Here is a 15,131-nt window from a genome sequence, read left to right as displayed (position 1 = left end):
GACGCTTATTCCACCTCGCTCGCTGCCGCTGTCTTACGCGGACGGCGGCTGCGTGGGGCGGTTTTGCGCGCTGCCTTTTTGGCGGCCACGGGCGCTTTTTCTTCTGTGACAGACGCTGCCGGTGCTTCAGCAGGCGCCGCGATCTCCGGGACCTCATCGATCTTTCGCGGTGTTGTCTTCTTCGCTTTCTTCGCGGCTGTCTTGCGCGGTGCGCGTTCCTTGCGGCGCTTAGGTTGGGTGCCGCTCGTTTCCTGTGCTTCTTCTTCGGCTACTGCGACCGGTTCAGTTGCAAAGGCCTCCGGTTCTGCCCAGGTGGCTTCCGGCTGTTCGAAAACGGATTCACTGGCCGACGGCGCGTGGGTGTGCCCCGTGTCAGTTTGAGCCTGTGCATGACGGCTGTGGTCAACCGCCACACGCTCGTCCTGCGCGCTTTCCTGCTGGCCACGGCCGGGCTTGCGATTGCCGCGGCCCCGGCGGCGCGACTCGTGCTTGCCGCCCGACTCGGCGACCACGGTTTCGGCAACCTGTGCTTCAACGATCATCTGCTCTGCCGACTCATTTGCTTCGGACGGCTCGTTCACGTTTTCGGCGCCCGTATTTCCAGCCGCGCCCCGATAAACGTACGCACCTGACTTCTCATCACGGCCGAATTCGAGCAGCCCGCGCGCATGCGCTTCTTCCAGCAGATTGCCGAATGCGCGAAAGCCGTAGTACGTTTCGTTGAAATCCGGCTTGCGGCGTTTGATCGCGTTCTTCAGCACCGACGCCCAGATCTTGCCGCTGTCGCCACGTTCGGACGCGAGCGCGTCGAACGTCTGCACGGCGATCTCGACTGCCTTGGTGCGGCGTTTTTCGAGGTCTTCCTTGCTGCGCGACTTTTCTTCGTCGGGCGTACGTTTGGCCGTCTGCTGCGCGGTCTGTTGCGGGCGCGACGACTCGCGCTTGGCGACCGTGCGCTGGCTTTCGCGCACGAGGTCGTCGTAAAAGAAGAATTCGTCGCAGTTCGCGATCAGCAGATCGGAGGTGGATTGCTGCACGCCGACACCGATCACCTGCTTGTTGTTCTCGCGCAGCTTCGACACTAACGGCGAAAAGTCCGAGTCTCCGCTGATGATGACAAAGGTATTGACGTGCGATTTCGTGTAGCAGAGGTCGAGCGCGTCGACCACGAGCCGGATGTCGGCGGAATTCTTGCCCGATTGGCGCACGTGCGGAATCTCGATCAACTCGAAATTGGCCTCGTGCATCGCGCCTTTGAAACTCTTGTAGCGGTCCCAGTCGCAATACGCTTTCTTCACGACAATGCTGCCCTTGAGCAGCAGACGTTCGAGCACCAGCTTGATGTCGAATTTGTCGTACTTCGCGTCGCGCACGCCGAGCGCAACGTTTTCGAAGTCGCAGAATAGCGCCATGCTGACGGTTTCGTTGGATGACGCCATGAATATCTCCATTGAAGCGATCGTCGAATTCGACGAATCGCGACCATGATAGCGATTCCAGCGGAGGTGATCAGCTTTTGTGTTTCCGGCGCACCGATAGGGGCGGCAAAAACCGTCTGGGGCGAGGACGTTTCTGCCGGTGCGGCCGTGTCGCGCTACATGTCACGGTGACGAGCCGGATCGACTGGATTGCCTAGCGCCGCGCGTGTTTCCAGCACCTCGTCGACAAGGCCGTACTCCTTCGCGCCTTGGGCCGACATGAAGTTGTCACGGTCGGTGTCACGCACGATTTCCTCGATGCTGCGCCCGGTGCGTTCGGCCATCATCGTGTTGAGACGTTCGCGCAGGTAGAGCACCTCTTTGGCCTGGATCTCGACGTCGGCAGCGGTGCCCTGGCTGCCGCCCGACGGCTGGTGAATCATGATGCGCGCGTTCGGCAGCGCGTACCGTTTGCCGCGCTGGCCGGCGGTCAGCAAAAACGTGCCCATGCTGGCGGCAAAGCCGGTGCACAAGGTCGACACCTCGGGCTTGATGAACTGCATCGTGTCGTAGATGGCGAGGCCGTCATACACCGAGCCGCCCGGCGAATTGATGTAAAAAGAAATATCCTTGTCGGGATTCTCGGATTCCAGAAACAGCAATTGAGCGACGATCACACTGGCGGACTGTTCGTTCACCGGACCGACCAGAAAGACGATGCGCTCGCGCAGCAGACGCGAATAGATGTCGTAGGCGCGCTCGCCGCGGCCGGACTGTTCGATCACGGTGGGCACGAGGCCGAGGCCGGTGATGGACGGATAGCTGGAATGCATGCTTGCCTCGTTTCAGGTGGTGCGTTGCCGGTAGCCGGGAGCGATGACCAATTCGAACAACCACGCGCCCATTGCGTTGGTTGTTGCCCGTATGACGAGAGGAAGGGCCGCGGCGTGACAGGAATTTTTTTTCGTTGGGCTGTCACATCGACGGCAGCCCGAGCGTCAAGGTAAAAAGGATGTAGATCAGGAGGTCAAGGCATGACGGAACAAGGAATCGACAAGGCATCCAGCTTCGAGGCCGTGCGTGCCCGCCTGCTCGCGCTGGCGTACCGCATGCTCGGCAGCCGCGCCGAAGCGGAAGACGTGGTGCAGGACGTCTGGCTCAAGTGGCATCTCGCCGATACACAAGAGGTGCAGACACCGGCCGCCTGGCTCACCACAATCACCACGCGCGCGGCGATTGACCGGCTGCGTCACGTGCAGCGCGAACGCGCGTCACAGGCTGCCGGCTGGCTGCCGGAGCCCTGGCTCGACGGGGTGGCGCCGTCGGCGGAGGAACTGGCCCTACGCGCGGCGGAGATGTCGTACGGCGTGATGCTCCTGCTCGAGCGTCTGAAGCCGGATGAGCGGGCGGCATTCGTACTGCATGAAGCGTTCGATTGCGACTATGCGGAGATTGCGAAGATCCTCGACCGTACACCGGCCAGTTGCCGGCAGATCGTCCATCGGGCCAAGACGCGGTTGCAGCGTGCGGGCGAGCCGCTGGAACGACCGGACCCCGCCGCGCATGCACGGATCGTGGAACGCTTGCGCACAGCGCTGGAAGCGCAGGATCGGGCGGGCTTGTTACGGCTCTTTAGCGATGCGCCGGAAGTCGTCAGCGATGCGCCGGTGTGCACGCAGGAACTGGCGCCGGTGGCCTGGATGGAGACGGTAACGGCGCTCGCGCATCAGGCGAGCCATGCGGAGGCGGTGTCGGTCGAAGGCGCAATGTGTATTGCGTTGCTCTTCGAGGGCGAGGTTGTCGGGGTCATCGACGTGTCCACGCTAAGTCAGGCGGACGGGTCGACGAAGATCGTCGCGTTGCGCGCCGTCACCCGCGCTGCGCGCTTGCAGGCAGCCAACCGCTTGCTGGGCCGCGCGGCCGTCATGAAGCTGCTCGCGCGGATCCAGCGGAACGCACTGGCCTCAATTACGATGCGCAGCGACTTCCCAGTTGATGTCGACGCATAGCACCTGGGTGCCGTGCGGCGTATGCGCGGCGATCGAGGCCGTCACGCACAGGTGTGCTTCGTTGATCGAGAGGTAGGGCGGCGTGAGGTGCACCTGGCCCGGTACGCGCATGGCCTGAATGAAGTACGGCCGGCGTTCCCAGCTCGCGCCTTCCGAATGCAGCAGGGGTCGGAAGCGCTTCGCGCGTTGCGAGGCGCGCCCCGCCGGCAGCACGTTGTCGCCGATCTGCCGGCCCGAGCCGTCGAGCACGAAACAGCGTGCCGTCTCGCCGAGCGTGAGCAGCGTCGCGGTCGCCTGGGCTACCGATTCCCCGGCCACAAGTTGGGCAGCCGCCGTTTCCAGCGCCGTGACATAGGGTGCGAGCCGTGCGGACTGTGCGCGTTCGCGCGTGGCAACCCGTTCGCGTAGCGCCGCGGAGAGCGAGTCCATCAGGCCGGCCGCCGCTTGCGGTTTCACCGGCTCGACGCTCGGGCCCGCGAAGTACGCGCCCTGCACGAAGTCGACATTGCATTCGAGTGCGATCAGCGCATCGCGCTCGGTGCTCAGGCCGCCCATCAGCACCAGTTGGCCGGATTCGTGCAGCAGCGAGACGAGGCCCGGCAGCACGCGTTCGATATGCGAGTGTTCGCTCGCTTGCGCGAGAATGCAACGATCAAGCGTGACGATGTCCGGACGCAGATTCCACACGCGGTCGATATTCGAATGCTTGGCGCCAAAGCCGTCCAGCGCGATCAGGAAGCCGGACTTGCGCAGCGAGTCGATGATGTCGGCGAAGCGCGTAGTTTCACCGCCGGCCTGTTCGGATACTTCCAGCACCACCCGTTGCGGCGGCAGGCCCAGCGCCTTGAGGCCGGCGAGCAGTGCGTCGCCGTAACTGGTGTCCATCAGCGCCGCCGGATGCAGGCTCAGGAAAAGCCATTCGTCGTGGCTGTCGAAGGCGTTGAAGTTGCCCAGATGCAGCGATTCGGCGAGCCGTCCGAGCTCCAGCAGGTCGCCGCGCCGCGCCGCCTGCGTGAAAACCTCGTGCGATGGCACCTGCAGCGCATGTTCGTCGTGTGCGCGCAGCGAAGCGTGATAACCGATCGCACGCCGGTGCGACACCGAGAAAACCGGCTGGAACACGCTGAAAACCGTGTAGCCGCCGTACAGGACGGTGCGCCGGGAGCCTTCGTCGCCCGCCATCGGGCGCGGCGGCTGGAAGCCGGGAGGATCGAGTTCGATCATGCTCATCATGTCAGTCGTGTGGAAGTGGCGGCGCGCTTCTCATGCTCGGCACGAGCGGGCACGCGCAAAATGTGAGTTTACAGGATAGGCGAGCAAGAACTATGCGCGTGCGGAAACACTCTGGGCGCGCCCGCTTGCCGCTGTCAGTACGGCGATTGTGCGCTAGCGCGGGCGCGAAGGCGATGATTCGCACTTCGGTGGTGCGGCCCGCGCCCCGTTGCGGGTCGGCGACTAGGCGCGCCGGGTAGCGGGCGGGAAGCGGCAACGCTACCGCAATCGGGCGCAAAACTCAGGTCCGCTCCGAAGGATCGGTCTTTTTCGCGGGCGTCCGGATGTCCGGCGAAAGTTGCGCGAAGATCCACGACGAGCCGGCCGTGATGATGCCGACACACAGGAACGTCGCGTGGAACGCGGGCAGCGAGTTGGCGGCCGTCACGCGCGGCAGGAGGCCGGTGAAGGTCGCGAGCAATGCGCCGGCCACCGTCACGCCGAGGCTCATCGACAGCATCTGCACGAGCGAGAACAGGCTGTTGCCGCTGCTCGCGCCGCCGGTGCCGAGGTCTTTGAGCGTCAGCGTATTCATCGCGGTGAACTGCATCGAGTTGACCGCGCCGAAGAACGCCAGTTGCACGAGCCGCAGCCACAGCGGCTGGCTGGCTGAAGTGAGCGCGAAGCTCGCCATGGTCAGCCCCACCAGCACCGTATTGACGATCAGCACGCGCCGGTAGCTGTATTTGATGATCAGCGTCGTGACAAGGCGCTTGGCCGCCATGCCTGCCGCCGCCACCGGCAGCATCATCATGCCGGCCTCGAAGGCGCTATAGCCGAGACTCACCTGCAGGAGCAGAGGAATCAGATACGGCATCGCGCCGCTGCCGATCCGCGCGAACAGATTGCCGAGCAACCCGACGCTGAAGGTGTGGATCTTGAACAGGTCGAGCGGGAAGATCGGCGCGGGCTCGCGTACTGCGTGCAAACCGTAGGCGACAAAACAGGCGAGGCTCAGGATCAGCAACACCAGCACGGTGGCGTGCTGGATGCCAAACTCCGTGCGGCCGTCGAGCGCGAACGAGATCGCCACCATACCGAAAATCAGTAGCAGATAGCCCTTCAGATCGAACTTGCCGGTGTGCTCGTTGCGGCTATCCGGCATGAAGATGAAGGTGGCGATGCAACCCACGATCCCCACTGGCACGTTGATCAGAAAGATCCAGTGCCACGAAGCGATTTTCACGAGCCAGCCGCCGAGCGTCGGGCCGATCAGTGGTCCGATCAGCCCTGGAATCGCCACGAACGACAAAGCCGGCAAATAGCGTTCGGCCGGAAAGGTACGCAGCACCGCGAGCCGCCCGACCGGCAGCAGCATCGCGCCGCCCACGCCTTGCACGATGCGGTAGATCACCAGTTGATTCAGGGTATGCGCATTGGCGCACAGCAGCGAGCCGACTGCGAACACGAGGATCGCACTGAAGAACACGCGCCGCGTGCCGAGTTTGTCGGCGAGCCAGCCGGACACCGGGATCATCACCGCCATCGTCAGCGAGTAGGCGATCACCACCGATTGCATGCGCAACGGCAACTCGCCGAGGCTCGTCGCCATTGCGGGGAGCGCGGTGTTGACGATCGTGGAGTCGAGCGTCTGCATGAAGAAGCCGGTGGCGACGAGCCACAGCATCACGGTGAGCGAGCGGGCCGAGGGGCCCGAAGTGGTGGGGGCGGCGGGGGCGGAGGCGGGCAGGATCGGCGGCGTGGACATGGAGGGCGGCTAGGCGCGCAGGGACGGGCTGGGACTCGCTATTCTAGGGAAAAGCATGGCCCGGCGCAGCGGATATGCGCTCAGCGTGAAGACAAAGGTGACGAGGTCAGTCCGAGGGAGGCAACGCCACAGCGGCACGGAAAAATGCCTGCGCACGCGGGTCATTGCCGAACGCGGCGTGAATCCTGGTCCACGGGCTCATTTCCATGTTCGGCCGGAAATAGCTGCCAGGCGCCACGGTCACGCCGAGCGGTGCGCCGCACGCCACCAGCCGTTCGGCGTTACCGACGTGCGGCACGCGCGCCCACACGAACTTGCCGCCGACAGGCTTTTCGAACAGCTCCCAGCCGGCGTCTTCGAGTGTCTGGATGGTCGAACCGAGCGCGTCGCGCATGCGGCGGCGCAGCCGTTCCAGATACTTGCGGTACGCGCCGCGTTCCAGCAACGTCGCGGCGACCGCCTCGGCAAAACGCGAACCGCCGATGCTCGTCAGCATCTTGATGTCGACGAGATCCTTGATGATTGCGTGGCTCGCCACCACGCAGCCGATCCGCAACGATGACGACAGCGTCTTCGACAAGCCGCCCACGTAGATCACGTGTTCGAGCTGGTCGAGGGTGGCGAGACGGTCGGTGACGTCGGACTGGAAGTCGGCGTAGATGTCGTCTTCGATGATCGTGAAACCGTGTTCGCGCGCCAGTTGCAGCAGCCGGAATGCCACCGGCGGCGCGACCGTTGTGCCGGTCGGATTGTGGAATACCGTGTTGATGAACATCAGCTTCGGCCGATTCACTTGCAACTGCGCCTGCAGTACATCGAGATCGGGACCGTTGCGGGTACGCGGAATGCCGATCAGCTTCACGCCGTGCAGCTTCAGCAGACCGTTCAGGTTGTAGTAGCCGGGGTCCTCCACGAATATTGTGTCGCCGGCTTTGAGCATGTAGCGCATCAGCAGATCGAGCGCCTGGCTCGCGCCATTGGTGATCAGAATCTGCGAGGCGTCCGCCTGAATCCCCAATTGAGCAATACGGCCTTGCAGATGTTCACGCAAGGTCAGATTGCCGAGCGGGAGCGCGTAATCGACCATGCTCGCGCTGTCGGTGCGCGACACATGGCGGATCGCCTGCGCGAGGCTCTCCGTGTCGCGCCATGCGTCGGGAATGAAGCCGCTGCCAAGCTTGAGCGTCTCACTTTGGTAGTTGAACTGCTGGAGGATGTGCCCCGATTCGTCCTCGGCGCGGCGCGGGTCCGAGGTGCCCTGGCATTGCGCGCTTTGCGGCTGGCGGTCGGCGACATAGAAGCCCGAGCCGTGACGCGAGTCGACATAGCCGAGCGACACCAGCCGGTCGTAAGCCTCGATCACGGGAAACCGGCTCACGCCGTAGTCGGCGGCGAACTGACGGATCGACGGCAGCTTGGAGCCGGGGTGAGCGGTGCGCGAACGAATCCAGGCAGTGACGCCCGTGACGATCTGTTCGGTGAGTGGTACGCCGGTTTCCCGATCGAGCTGGATTTCGAGTTTCATACGGTGCTTTTCCTTCGCCGGGCAGTTGGGGTGCCGGCGCGCCGAGCCTTCGGTGCGGCGTGCGCTGCACGTGCCCATGAAGCGCGATTGCCGCCAACTGTCCGTTTTTTCGACTGAACAGTTCCGATGAAAGTGTTCGGAACTGTGCATGGGTATCTGATGATCGCACGTCAATAATCAATACAACAGGAAAGTTCTTTGAAGGAGAACAGCGATGCGTGAAGTCCGGATTTTCGAAATGGAACATGACGAGCCTGCGGCGGCCTGGCGTGTCGCGCGTCCGTCGGTCTTCAAGGTGATCTCGGGTGAGATCTGGTTGACTGTCGAAGGCGAAAACGGCGATCACTGGCTGGCAACGGGGCAATCGATCGAGTTGCCGCGTGGTGCACTGGCGTGGGTCAGCGCAGGGCGGGCCGGTGCGCGTTTCGCGCTGGCTAGCGGGTCGGAGCGCGCTGTAACGCGGCCGTTGAGCGGTTCGCCGATGTTGAACTGGCTGCCGCGCTGGTTCGGTGTGGCGTGACGGAGTGAGGTGGCTGCGGCAATTGCTTCAGCCGCTGTAACCACTGCGGCTGATGCGGCCACGGATGTGCGCCGCGTCTGTTTCGCGGCCAGTCAAGGCCTCCCTTCAACCTCCCCGATATAGCGCGCGCGTGGCCGGATCAACCGGCCGTCGCGCGTCTGTTCCATTGCGTGAGCAATCCAGCCGACCACCCGGCCGACCGCGAACAGCGTGAACGCGGCGCCGGCCGGCAGGCTGAGTATCCGTTCGATGGCCACGAGCGCAAAATCGACAGTCGGCTCAGCGCCCGTCGTGTCGCGCACAGTGCGCGCGATCGCCTGCAGTTCGCCTAGCGGCGAACGGGCCGGCGCGCAGTCGGCGAGCATCTCGAGCAGCAGACGCGCGCGCGGATCGCCGTCCGGATAAAGCGGATGACCGAAGCCCGACAGCACCGGCCCATGCGCGCCGTGCTCGTGGCGGACAAGGCGGTTCGCCAGATAGCGGTCGAGGTCGGGAGCGCGTGACGCTTCATCGAGCAGCGCGGCAATCCGTACCGTTTCGCCGCCATGTCGCGGGCCGGCCAAGGCGGCCAGACCGCCGGCCACGGCGCCGAATAGATGCGTTCCCGTCGACGTGATGCAGCGGACCGTGAAGGTCGACGCATTCAGTTCATGATCCGCGCAGGCCACCAACGCCGCGCGCAGCAGCCCCGCCTGCTGACGGTTGCGTATATTCCACGCCGACGCCAACTGCTTGTGCAGCGGTTCGTTCGACGGCGCTGCCGAAACCATCGCGGCAGCCAGCAAGCGCATGACCGTGCAGGCGGTATCGAGTTGCGCGTCGCGGCCGAGCGCCCATACCCGCGGCATTTGCGCGGCGGCGGCCGGCAGCAGCACGAGCGCGCGGTCGAGCGGCGCGCTGTCGCTCCAGAGCTTGAGCCACGCGGCCCACTGCGCGGCGGCGAAAGGGACGGCCGGTGCATCGGCGATACGCCTCGCACTGCATTCCCACAACAACGCCGCGATATCCTCCAGGGATGCCGTGCGCGCCAGTTCCATGGCGTCGTGCCCGCGATACAGCAGGCGGCCGTCGGCCACCAGCGTGATCGACGATTCGAGCACCGGCACGCCCCAGTCCAACACCTTTTGCGCGACCTTGCCGGCGCGCTTGCCGTCTTCCTTGCGCCGGGCGAGCCGCCGCACTTCGCCGGCATCGTAGAGCCGGTGCTTGCCCTGCGCATCCGGCGATGAGCTCAGCATGCCGCGGCTGACATACGCATACAGCGTAGGCAGGCTGATGCCGAGCGTGGCGGCGGCTTCGGCAGCGGTCAGGGAATGGGAGGGCGGCATGGAAATGCGTAGAAACCGAAGAAATCAATATATATTGATTATCATAATCAAGATTGATTGTAGCAAGGCGGAATTCTAGACTCGGTTCACTTTCTTCCTGTTCCAACTCGAACGAGACGAACGACATGAGCACCCTGACGCCTGAACTCGCACTCAAACATATCTGGATGACCGCGCAATGCGACCCGACTGCGCTGCGCTCCGTCTCGCTTCCCGGCGCCGATCCAGGCCTGCCGTCGGTCTATCGGGTCGGCGCATTGGCGCAGGCGACCATCGCCGCGAGCGGCCTGGCGGCTGCCGAATACCATCGCTTGCGCACGGGGCGCCGGCAACACGTCACCGTGGAGATGCGGCGCGCGCTGGCTTCATTTCGCAGCGAACGCTATCTGCGTATCGACGACGGTCCGCCGCCCGCTTTGCGTGATCCGGTGATGGGTTTCTACGCGACGCGCGACGGCCGCTGGATTCAGCTGCACACAAACTTTCCGCATCATCTCGAAGGCGTGCTGAAGGTGCTCGGCTGCGCGAACGATCGCGCGGCGGTGGCCGAGGCGATTCGCGGCTGGGATGGCGCGACGCTTGATCAGACGCTCGCCGACGCCGGCTTGTGCGCGGCATTGATTCGCACGCCCGACGAGTGGGCCGCGCTCGATCAGGCGAAAGCGATTGCGGGGCTGCCGTTGTTCGAGATCGAGCGCATCGGCGATGCGCCGGTCGAGCCGCCGCGCGAGGCCGGCGCGGAGCGTCCGCTGGCGGGCGTGCGGGTGCTGGATTTGTCGCGGATCATTGCCGGGCCGGTGGCGGGGCGTGCGCTCGCGCAGCATGGCGCCGAGGTGTTGATGGTCAACGGCCCGCACTTGCCGAACATTGCGCCGCTGGTGATCGACAACGGGCGCGGCAAGCGCTCGGCTGTGATCGATTTGCGCGATGCAGCTGGCCGGGAAACGTTAACTGGCCTCGTTAGCGGCGCCGATGTGTTTTTGCAGGCGTATCGGCCGGGGGCGCTGACGGCGCGCGGGTTCGGTCCCGAGGAATTGGCGCGAGTGCGGCCGGGGATCGTCTATGTCTCGGTTTGCGCTTATGGGCACACTGGACCATGGGCTGCGCGGCGCGGCTTCGATAGTCTGGTGCAGTCCGCGAGTGGGATTGCTTTTACCGAGCGCGAGGCAGCGGGATGGGATGAGCCGAAGCATCTGCCTTGTCAGGCGTTGGATCACGCGACGGGATACTTGGCTGCTTTCGGCGCGATGGCCGCGTTGGCGCGGCGAGCCACCGATGGCGGGAGTTGGCACGTGCGGGTGTCGCTCGCGCAGACCGGCCGGTGGTTGCAATCCTTCGGATTGCTTCCCGACGGCTGGAAGGCGCCGGACGTTTCGATCGACGATGTGCGGGATTGTCTGGGAACCGTGCAGTCGGAGTTCGGGCGAGTACTGGGCGTTCTACCGGCCGAGCGTCTGGAGGAGACGCCTGCGCGTTTTGACTTGCCGCCGGCTCGGATAGGGGCGCATGAGGCGAAATGGGCGTGAAGGCGTTGCGATTGCCCCGAAGGACAAACACCGCGCTTACTTCCTCAACTCCGCCACGAAATCATAGTAATCGTTGCGGCAGTAGGTATCGGTCAGCTCGATCGCCCGCTGATCCGCCGTGTACCCGACGCGCGTGATCAGCAACAGCGCCTCGTTAGGGGCAATGCTCATCTGGTGCGCGATCTCGTCGTTCGCGTTCACCGCGCGAAAATGCTGCAGCGCGCGGACAATCGTCAGTCCGCGATTTTCCAGGTAGGTGTACAACGAATCACCGATCGCCTGAGGATCGGGAATCACTGCGGCAGGGAAGGTGGAATTCTCCACGGCCATCACAATGCCGTCGGCGAGGCGCAAGCGGCGCAACCGGGTCACAGCCGCCGCCGGCGACAAGCCCAGTTGAATCACTTCATCGCGGTTTGCCGGCGAAATTTCTCGCGACAACCACTTCGAACTCGGCGTAAAACCACGTCGCCGCAGCATTTCGCTGAAACTCGACAGACGCGACAGCGGATCTTCATAGCGCGGCGTGATGAAACTGCCCGCGCCTTGCGTGCGGCGGATCAATCCCTGTTCGACCAGCAGGGCAATGGCTTTGCGCGAGGTGATCCGCGAGACGCCGAGCGCTTCGGACAGCACGCGCTCAGAGGGCAGCGCCTCGCCCGCGTTCCAACGGTTTTCGTGAATCGCACTGCCGAGCTTGCGAGCGAGTTGCAGATACAGCGGCGTGTCGTTTTCCGGGTCCGGGCGCAGGTCGCGCCAGCGGTCTTCCGAGGCAGAGGTCATGGGGCTCACGCAAGAAGGGCAAGCGGCAATTCTAAGACATCGGCGCGCTCCGTTATAGCGGGCTTTTGCCTGGTGCCCGATCCGATGCTCGTGCAACCGCTAAACTCGTCCCTACGATTTCCATATCAAGCGCCGCGGATTCGCCTGCGCCGCCGCATCGACATGGACGCGTTGCCCTATGTTTAGCCACTTCGAGGAGAAAGCATGACGACCGATATCGCGAGCGTAAGCCTGCCCGACGGCGAGCGTATTCCGAAACTGGGGCAGGGCACCTGGGAGATGGGTGAACAGCCGGCGCGCCGCGCCTCGGAACTCGCCGCTTTGCGCTGCGGCATCGAATTGGGCATGACGCTGATCGACACGGCGGAAATGTACGGCGACGGCGCCACGGAATCGCTTCTCGGCGAAGCGCTGGCGGGGCTGCGCGATCAGGTCTTTCTCGTCAGCAAGGTGTATCCGCATAACGCCAGCCGGCGCGGCGTGATCGCGGCCTGCGAGCAGAGCCTCAAGCGCCTGAAAACCGATCGGCTCGATCTGTATCTGCTGCACTGGCGCGGCTCGGTGCCGCTCGCGGAAACCGTCCAGGCATTCGAGGCATTGCGCAGCGCGGGCAAGATTCGCCACTGGGGCGTCAGCAACTTCGATACCGACGATATGGAAGAGCTCGTCGCCACGCCGGGCGGTGAGGCGTGCGCGACCAATCAGATTCTCTACAACGTCGCGCGCCGTGGACCGGAATTCGACCTGTTGCCGTGGCTCGCCGCGCGCAACATGCCGGGGATGGCATACAGTCCGGTCGATCACGCGCGCCTGCCGAAACGCTCGCCGCTCGACGATATTGCCGACGCACGGGGCGTCTCGGTGTTTCAGGTGGCACTTGCGTGGGTCTTGCAAAAGCCCGGCGTGTTCGCGATTCCGAAAGCGGGCCGCGTCGAGCATGTGCGCGACAACCATCGGGCGTCGCAACTGCAACTCGACGCGCACGAACTCGCTGCCATCGACACTTACTTCAAACCGCCGCGCAGCAAGCGGCCACTCGAAATGCTGTGAGCGCAGTAGCGGCCGTCAGCGAACTGCAGCCAGCCGTGGAGGCGGCGCTTATGGCGCTGCGGCTCGCTGCGCGGGCGTCATCAATTGCAACTGTGGTGCATGTGCACGGAACCCAGAACGGCGACTTCAGCGGGCGTGTGCTTGAGCGAGTCTTCGTTGACCTGGGCGGCGTCGGCAATGAATTCGTCGACGATCGACGACACCTGCGTATTGCGCAGACACAGCGACACACGCTGCGTTTCGTTGGGCGGCAGCGACGCGCGCTGACCGAGGAACAGCACGCCGTACTGATAGCCGTGGATGATGCCGCGGATCGCGCCGACGCATTGACCTTGCGCGACGTTATCGTTTTTTAGCTTGCAGGTTTGCGCGAGCGAATAGGCGGAGAAGGTGGGATCGACCGGCGGGGCGCCTTGCGACAGGGTTTGCGGCTGCGGCTGGGCCGATGTGGCCGGTGTTTGCGCCGAAGTTTGCGCCGAAGTTTGCGCATTAGCGAGCGATGCGAGGCCCAGAGCGGCGACCATCAGCAGGCCGGTGGCCGTGCGCGCTATGGGGTGGGGGACGTTTCGTTGCATGTTGTGGTGCCCTCATATCGAACGTTGAATCTGATATGAGGCAATCGCTTCGGTTTGGTTCCGGTCACGCGCGACACGATCGATTGTTTTGGTTTTAAACGTGTGCAAGAACAGGAACTGTTTGTCGGCGTTTCGCGGCGGCACGTTGCGTGCCGTCTTGCCGGGCCGCTTGTGGGTGCTGCTGACTTCGACCGGCTTCGGGCGGTGATGCTCGACCGGGGGATCGAGACATCACCGCCGCTGCCGGGGGACTGCGAACGGCATACGCATGTCGTTAGCGACGGGTAGGGCGCGGGGGCCCCCTACCCGGGAAACAGGCGACTGCTAGTGCCCGTTTCCTCCGCCATTGCCACCACCATTGCCGCCGCCACCCTTGCCTCCGTGACCGCCGCCGGAGCCTCCGCCAAAGCCGCCGCCGAACCCGCCACCGAAGCCTCCGCCAAAACCACCACCGGGGCCGCCTTTCCCACCGCCGAACCCGCCGCCGGGGCCGCCACCGCAACCGCAGCCGCCGCTCCCGCTGCTGCCGCCACCACTGCTGCCACCGCCACTGCTGCCACCGCCGCTGCTGCCACCGCCGCTGCTGCCACCGCCGCTGCTGCCACCGCCGCTGCTACCACCGCCGCTGCTGCCACCGCCGCTGCTGCCACCGCCGCTGCTGCCACCGCCGCTGCTGCCGCCACCGCTGCTGCCACCGCCGCTGCTACCACCGCCGCTGCTTCCGCCGCCGCTGCTACCACCGCCGCTGCTTCCGCCACCGCTGCTTCCGCCGCCGCTGCTACCGCCACCGCTGCTACCGCCACCGCTGCTACCGCCGCCGCTGCTGCCACCGCCGCTGCTGCCACCGCCGCTGCTTCCGCCACCGCTGCTACCACCGCCGCTACTTCCACCGCCGCTACTTCCACCGCCGCTACCGCTGCCGTTACCCTTGCCGCCGCCACTGCCCGAGCCCGCTGCGCCGCCGGCGCCATTGCCACTCGCACCTGCGCCACCGCTGCCAGCGCTCGCCGCGCCGTTGCCGCCGCGATGTTGCGCGCACCCTCCGATACTGGTGGTTGTGCAATCGCGCGGACTGAACACAATGGCCGCGTCGTCGGCAGCGGTCGGTTCATCAGGCGCGGTGCCAGTCGCCGCTGCGCCCGCCGCCGAACTGTCGTCCTGCACGCTTTGCGTCGCTGCGTGCGCGCCGCTCGCAGGCAGCGGTGCATCGGCAACCGTCATCAACTTGGGGACCGCATCCGTCGACGCCGAATACGCGACCTGGGTGATCAGCAAAGCTACGCCCGCCGCGATTGCCGTACTCCGTAGTACCCCGAAGTAGTACTGATTGAATTTTGTGGTTTTCATCACGTCTCTCCCGAGGGGATGCCGACACCTCGCTGCCGCCATCTCCCACGCTGAATCGCCGACGCCGGGC

Annotated in this window: 13 protein-coding genes; 4 read left to right on the top strand and 9 right to left on the bottom strand. The window is 64.7% G+C overall.

Going from position 1 to position 15,131, the window contains the following annotated elements:
• Nucleotides 1-5 precede the first annotated feature (5 nt).
• Nucleotides 6-1,439: an NYN domain-containing protein gene (locus tag KHO33_RS10555; protein ID WP_200564741.1), complete on the bottom strand. Its 1,434-nt coding sequence runs from the start codon at nucleotides 1,437-1,439 to the stop codon at nucleotides 6-8.
• Nucleotides 1,440-1,594: 155 nt separating this feature from the next.
• A complete protein-coding gene (clpP, locus tag KHO33_RS10550) occupies nucleotides 1,595-2,251 on the bottom strand; it encodes an ATP-dependent Clp endopeptidase proteolytic subunit ClpP (RefSeq protein WP_200564740.1) in 657 nt (218 codons plus the stop codon).
• 201 nt (nucleotides 2,252-2,452) lie between these two features.
• On the opposite strand from clpP, the gene KHO33_RS10545 reads away from it, so the two are divergent.
• Nucleotides 2,453-3,427 (top strand): sigma-70 family RNA polymerase sigma factor, encoded by a 975-nt coding sequence (locus KHO33_RS10545; RefSeq protein ID WP_200564739.1) that lies wholly within the window; start codon nucleotides 2,453-2,455, stop codon nucleotides 3,425-3,427.
• Here KHO33_RS10545 and KHO33_RS10540 read toward each other — a convergent pair.
• From KHO33_RS10540 to KHO33_RS10530, 3 genes are all read right to left on the bottom strand, one after another.
• Nucleotides 3,383-4,657 carry an EAL domain-containing protein gene (locus tag KHO33_RS10540; RefSeq protein WP_054034669.1) on the bottom strand — a complete coding sequence of 425 codons (1,275 nt, stop codon included), beginning with the start codon at nucleotides 4,655-4,657 and terminating at the stop codon, nucleotides 3,383-3,385. The genes KHO33_RS10545 and KHO33_RS10540 overlap by 45 nt on opposite strands.
• Nucleotides 4,658-4,940: 283 nt before the next feature.
• Complete coding sequence (gene mdtD / locus KHO33_RS10535; RefSeq protein WP_200564762.1) at nucleotides 4,941-6,326, bottom strand: multidrug transporter subunit MdtD; 1,386 nt, start codon at nucleotides 6,324-6,326, stop codon at nucleotides 4,941-4,943.
• Between the two features lie 187 nt (nucleotides 6,327-6,513).
• Nucleotides 6,514-7,932: an aminotransferase-like domain-containing protein gene (locus tag KHO33_RS10530; protein WP_200564738.1), complete on the bottom strand. Its 1,419-nt coding sequence runs from the start codon at nucleotides 7,930-7,932 to the stop codon at nucleotides 6,514-6,516.
• A 214-nt stretch (nucleotides 7,933-8,146) separates the two neighbouring features.
• Here KHO33_RS10530 and KHO33_RS10525 point away from each other — a divergent pair, with 214 nt between their 5' ends.
• Nucleotides 8,147-8,452 (top strand): DUF2917 domain-containing protein, encoded by a 306-nt coding sequence (locus KHO33_RS10525; RefSeq protein ID WP_054043580.1) that lies wholly within the window; start codon nucleotides 8,147-8,149, stop codon nucleotides 8,450-8,452.
• A gap of 92 nt (nucleotides 8,453-8,544) precedes the next feature.
• Here the strand turns inward: KHO33_RS10525 and KHO33_RS10520 are convergent, their stop codons facing one another.
• Entirely contained in the window at nucleotides 8,545-9,780 is a 1,236-nt protein-coding gene (locus tag KHO33_RS10520) for a citrate/2-methylcitrate synthase (protein ID WP_200564737.1), read from the bottom strand.
• Nucleotides 9,781-9,914: 134 nt separating this feature from the next.
• Between KHO33_RS10520 and KHO33_RS10515 the strand changes: the two genes are divergently transcribed.
• Complete coding sequence (locus KHO33_RS10515; RefSeq protein WP_200564761.1) at nucleotides 9,915-11,306, top strand: CoA transferase; 1,392 nt, start codon at nucleotides 9,915-9,917, stop codon at nucleotides 11,304-11,306.
• Between the two features lie 36 nt (nucleotides 11,307-11,342).
• Here the strand turns inward: KHO33_RS10515 and KHO33_RS10510 are convergent, their stop codons facing one another.
• A complete protein-coding gene (locus tag KHO33_RS10510; RefSeq protein WP_200564736.1) occupies nucleotides 11,343-12,089 on the bottom strand; it encodes a GntR family transcriptional regulator in 747 nt (248 codons plus the stop codon).
• Between the two features lie 204 nt (nucleotides 12,090-12,293).
• On the opposite strand from KHO33_RS10510, the gene KHO33_RS10505 reads away from it, so the two are divergent.
• Nucleotides 12,294-13,139, top strand: coding sequence for an aldo/keto reductase (locus KHO33_RS10505; RefSeq protein WP_054043582.1), 846 nt, complete (start codon nucleotides 12,294-12,296; stop codon nucleotides 13,137-13,139).
• Nucleotides 13,140-13,219: 80 nt separating this feature from the next.
• On the opposite strand, the gene KHO33_RS10500 is transcribed toward KHO33_RS10505, so the two are convergent.
• Together KHO33_RS10500 and KHO33_RS10495 are read right to left on the bottom strand one after the other, a co-directional pair.
• Nucleotides 13,220-13,714 carry a hypothetical protein gene (locus tag KHO33_RS10500; RefSeq protein ID WP_200564735.1) on the bottom strand — a complete coding sequence of 165 codons (495 nt, stop codon included), beginning with the start codon at nucleotides 13,712-13,714 and terminating at the stop codon, nucleotides 13,220-13,222.
• A 324-nt stretch (nucleotides 13,715-14,038) separates the two neighbouring features.
• Entirely contained in the window at nucleotides 14,039-15,061 is a 1,023-nt protein-coding gene (locus tag KHO33_RS10495; RefSeq protein WP_200564734.1) for a hypothetical protein, read from the bottom strand.
• Nucleotides 15,062-15,131: the final 70 nt, after the last annotated feature.

Source organism: Paraburkholderia nemoris (assembly GCF_905221015.1).
GTDB lineage: Bacteria > Pseudomonadota > Gammaproteobacteria > Burkholderiales > Burkholderiaceae > Paraburkholderia > Paraburkholderia nemoris.
This window is presented reverse-complemented; position numbering and strand designations above follow the sequence as displayed.

What these genes read in the sequence shown, in the direction of transcription:
- KHO33_RS10555 (WP_200564741.1), bottom strand. Translation starts at nt 1,439, where the DNA reads ATGGCGTCATCCAACGAAACCGTCAGCATGGCGCTATTCTGCGACTTC.
- clpP (WP_200564740.1), bottom strand. Translation starts at nt 2,251, where the DNA reads ATGCATTCCAGCTATCCGTCCATCACCGGCCTCGGCCTCGTGCCCACC.
- KHO33_RS10545 (WP_200564739.1), top strand. Translation starts at nt 2,453, where the DNA reads ATGACGGAACAAGGAATCGACAAGGCATCCAGCTTCGAGGCCGTGCGT.
- KHO33_RS10540 (WP_054034669.1), bottom strand. Translation starts at nt 4,657, where the DNA reads ATGAGCATGATCGAACTCGATCCTCCCGGCTTCCAGCCGCCGCGCCCG.
- mdtD (WP_200564762.1), bottom strand. Translation starts at nt 6,326, where the DNA reads ATGCTGTGGCTCGTCGCCACCGGCTTCTTCATGCAGACGCTCGACTCC.
- KHO33_RS10530 (WP_200564738.1), bottom strand. Translation starts at nt 7,932, where the DNA reads ATGAAACTCGAAATCCAGCTCGATCGGGAAACCGGCGTACCACTCACC.
- KHO33_RS10525 (WP_054043580.1), top strand. Translation starts at nt 8,147, where the DNA reads ATGCGTGAAGTCCGGATTTTCGAAATGGAACATGACGAGCCTGCGGCG.
- KHO33_RS10520 (WP_200564737.1), bottom strand. Translation starts at nt 9,780, where the DNA reads ATGCCGCCCTCCCATTCCCTGACCGCTGCCGAAGCCGCCGCCACGCTC.
- KHO33_RS10510 (WP_200564736.1), bottom strand. Translation starts at nt 12,089, where the DNA reads ATGACCTCTGCCTCGGAAGACCGCTGGCGCGACCTGCGCCCGGACCCG.
- KHO33_RS10505 (WP_054043582.1), top strand. Translation starts at nt 12,294, where the DNA reads ATGACGACCGATATCGCGAGCGTAAGCCTGCCCGACGGCGAGCGTATT.
- KHO33_RS10500 (WP_200564735.1), bottom strand. Translation starts at nt 13,714, where the DNA reads ATGCAACGAAACGTCCCCCACCCCATAGCGCGCACGGCCACCGGCCTG.
- KHO33_RS10495 (WP_200564734.1), bottom strand. Translation starts at nt 15,061, where the DNA reads ATGAAAACCACAAAATTCAATCAGTACTACTTCGGGGTACTACGGAGT.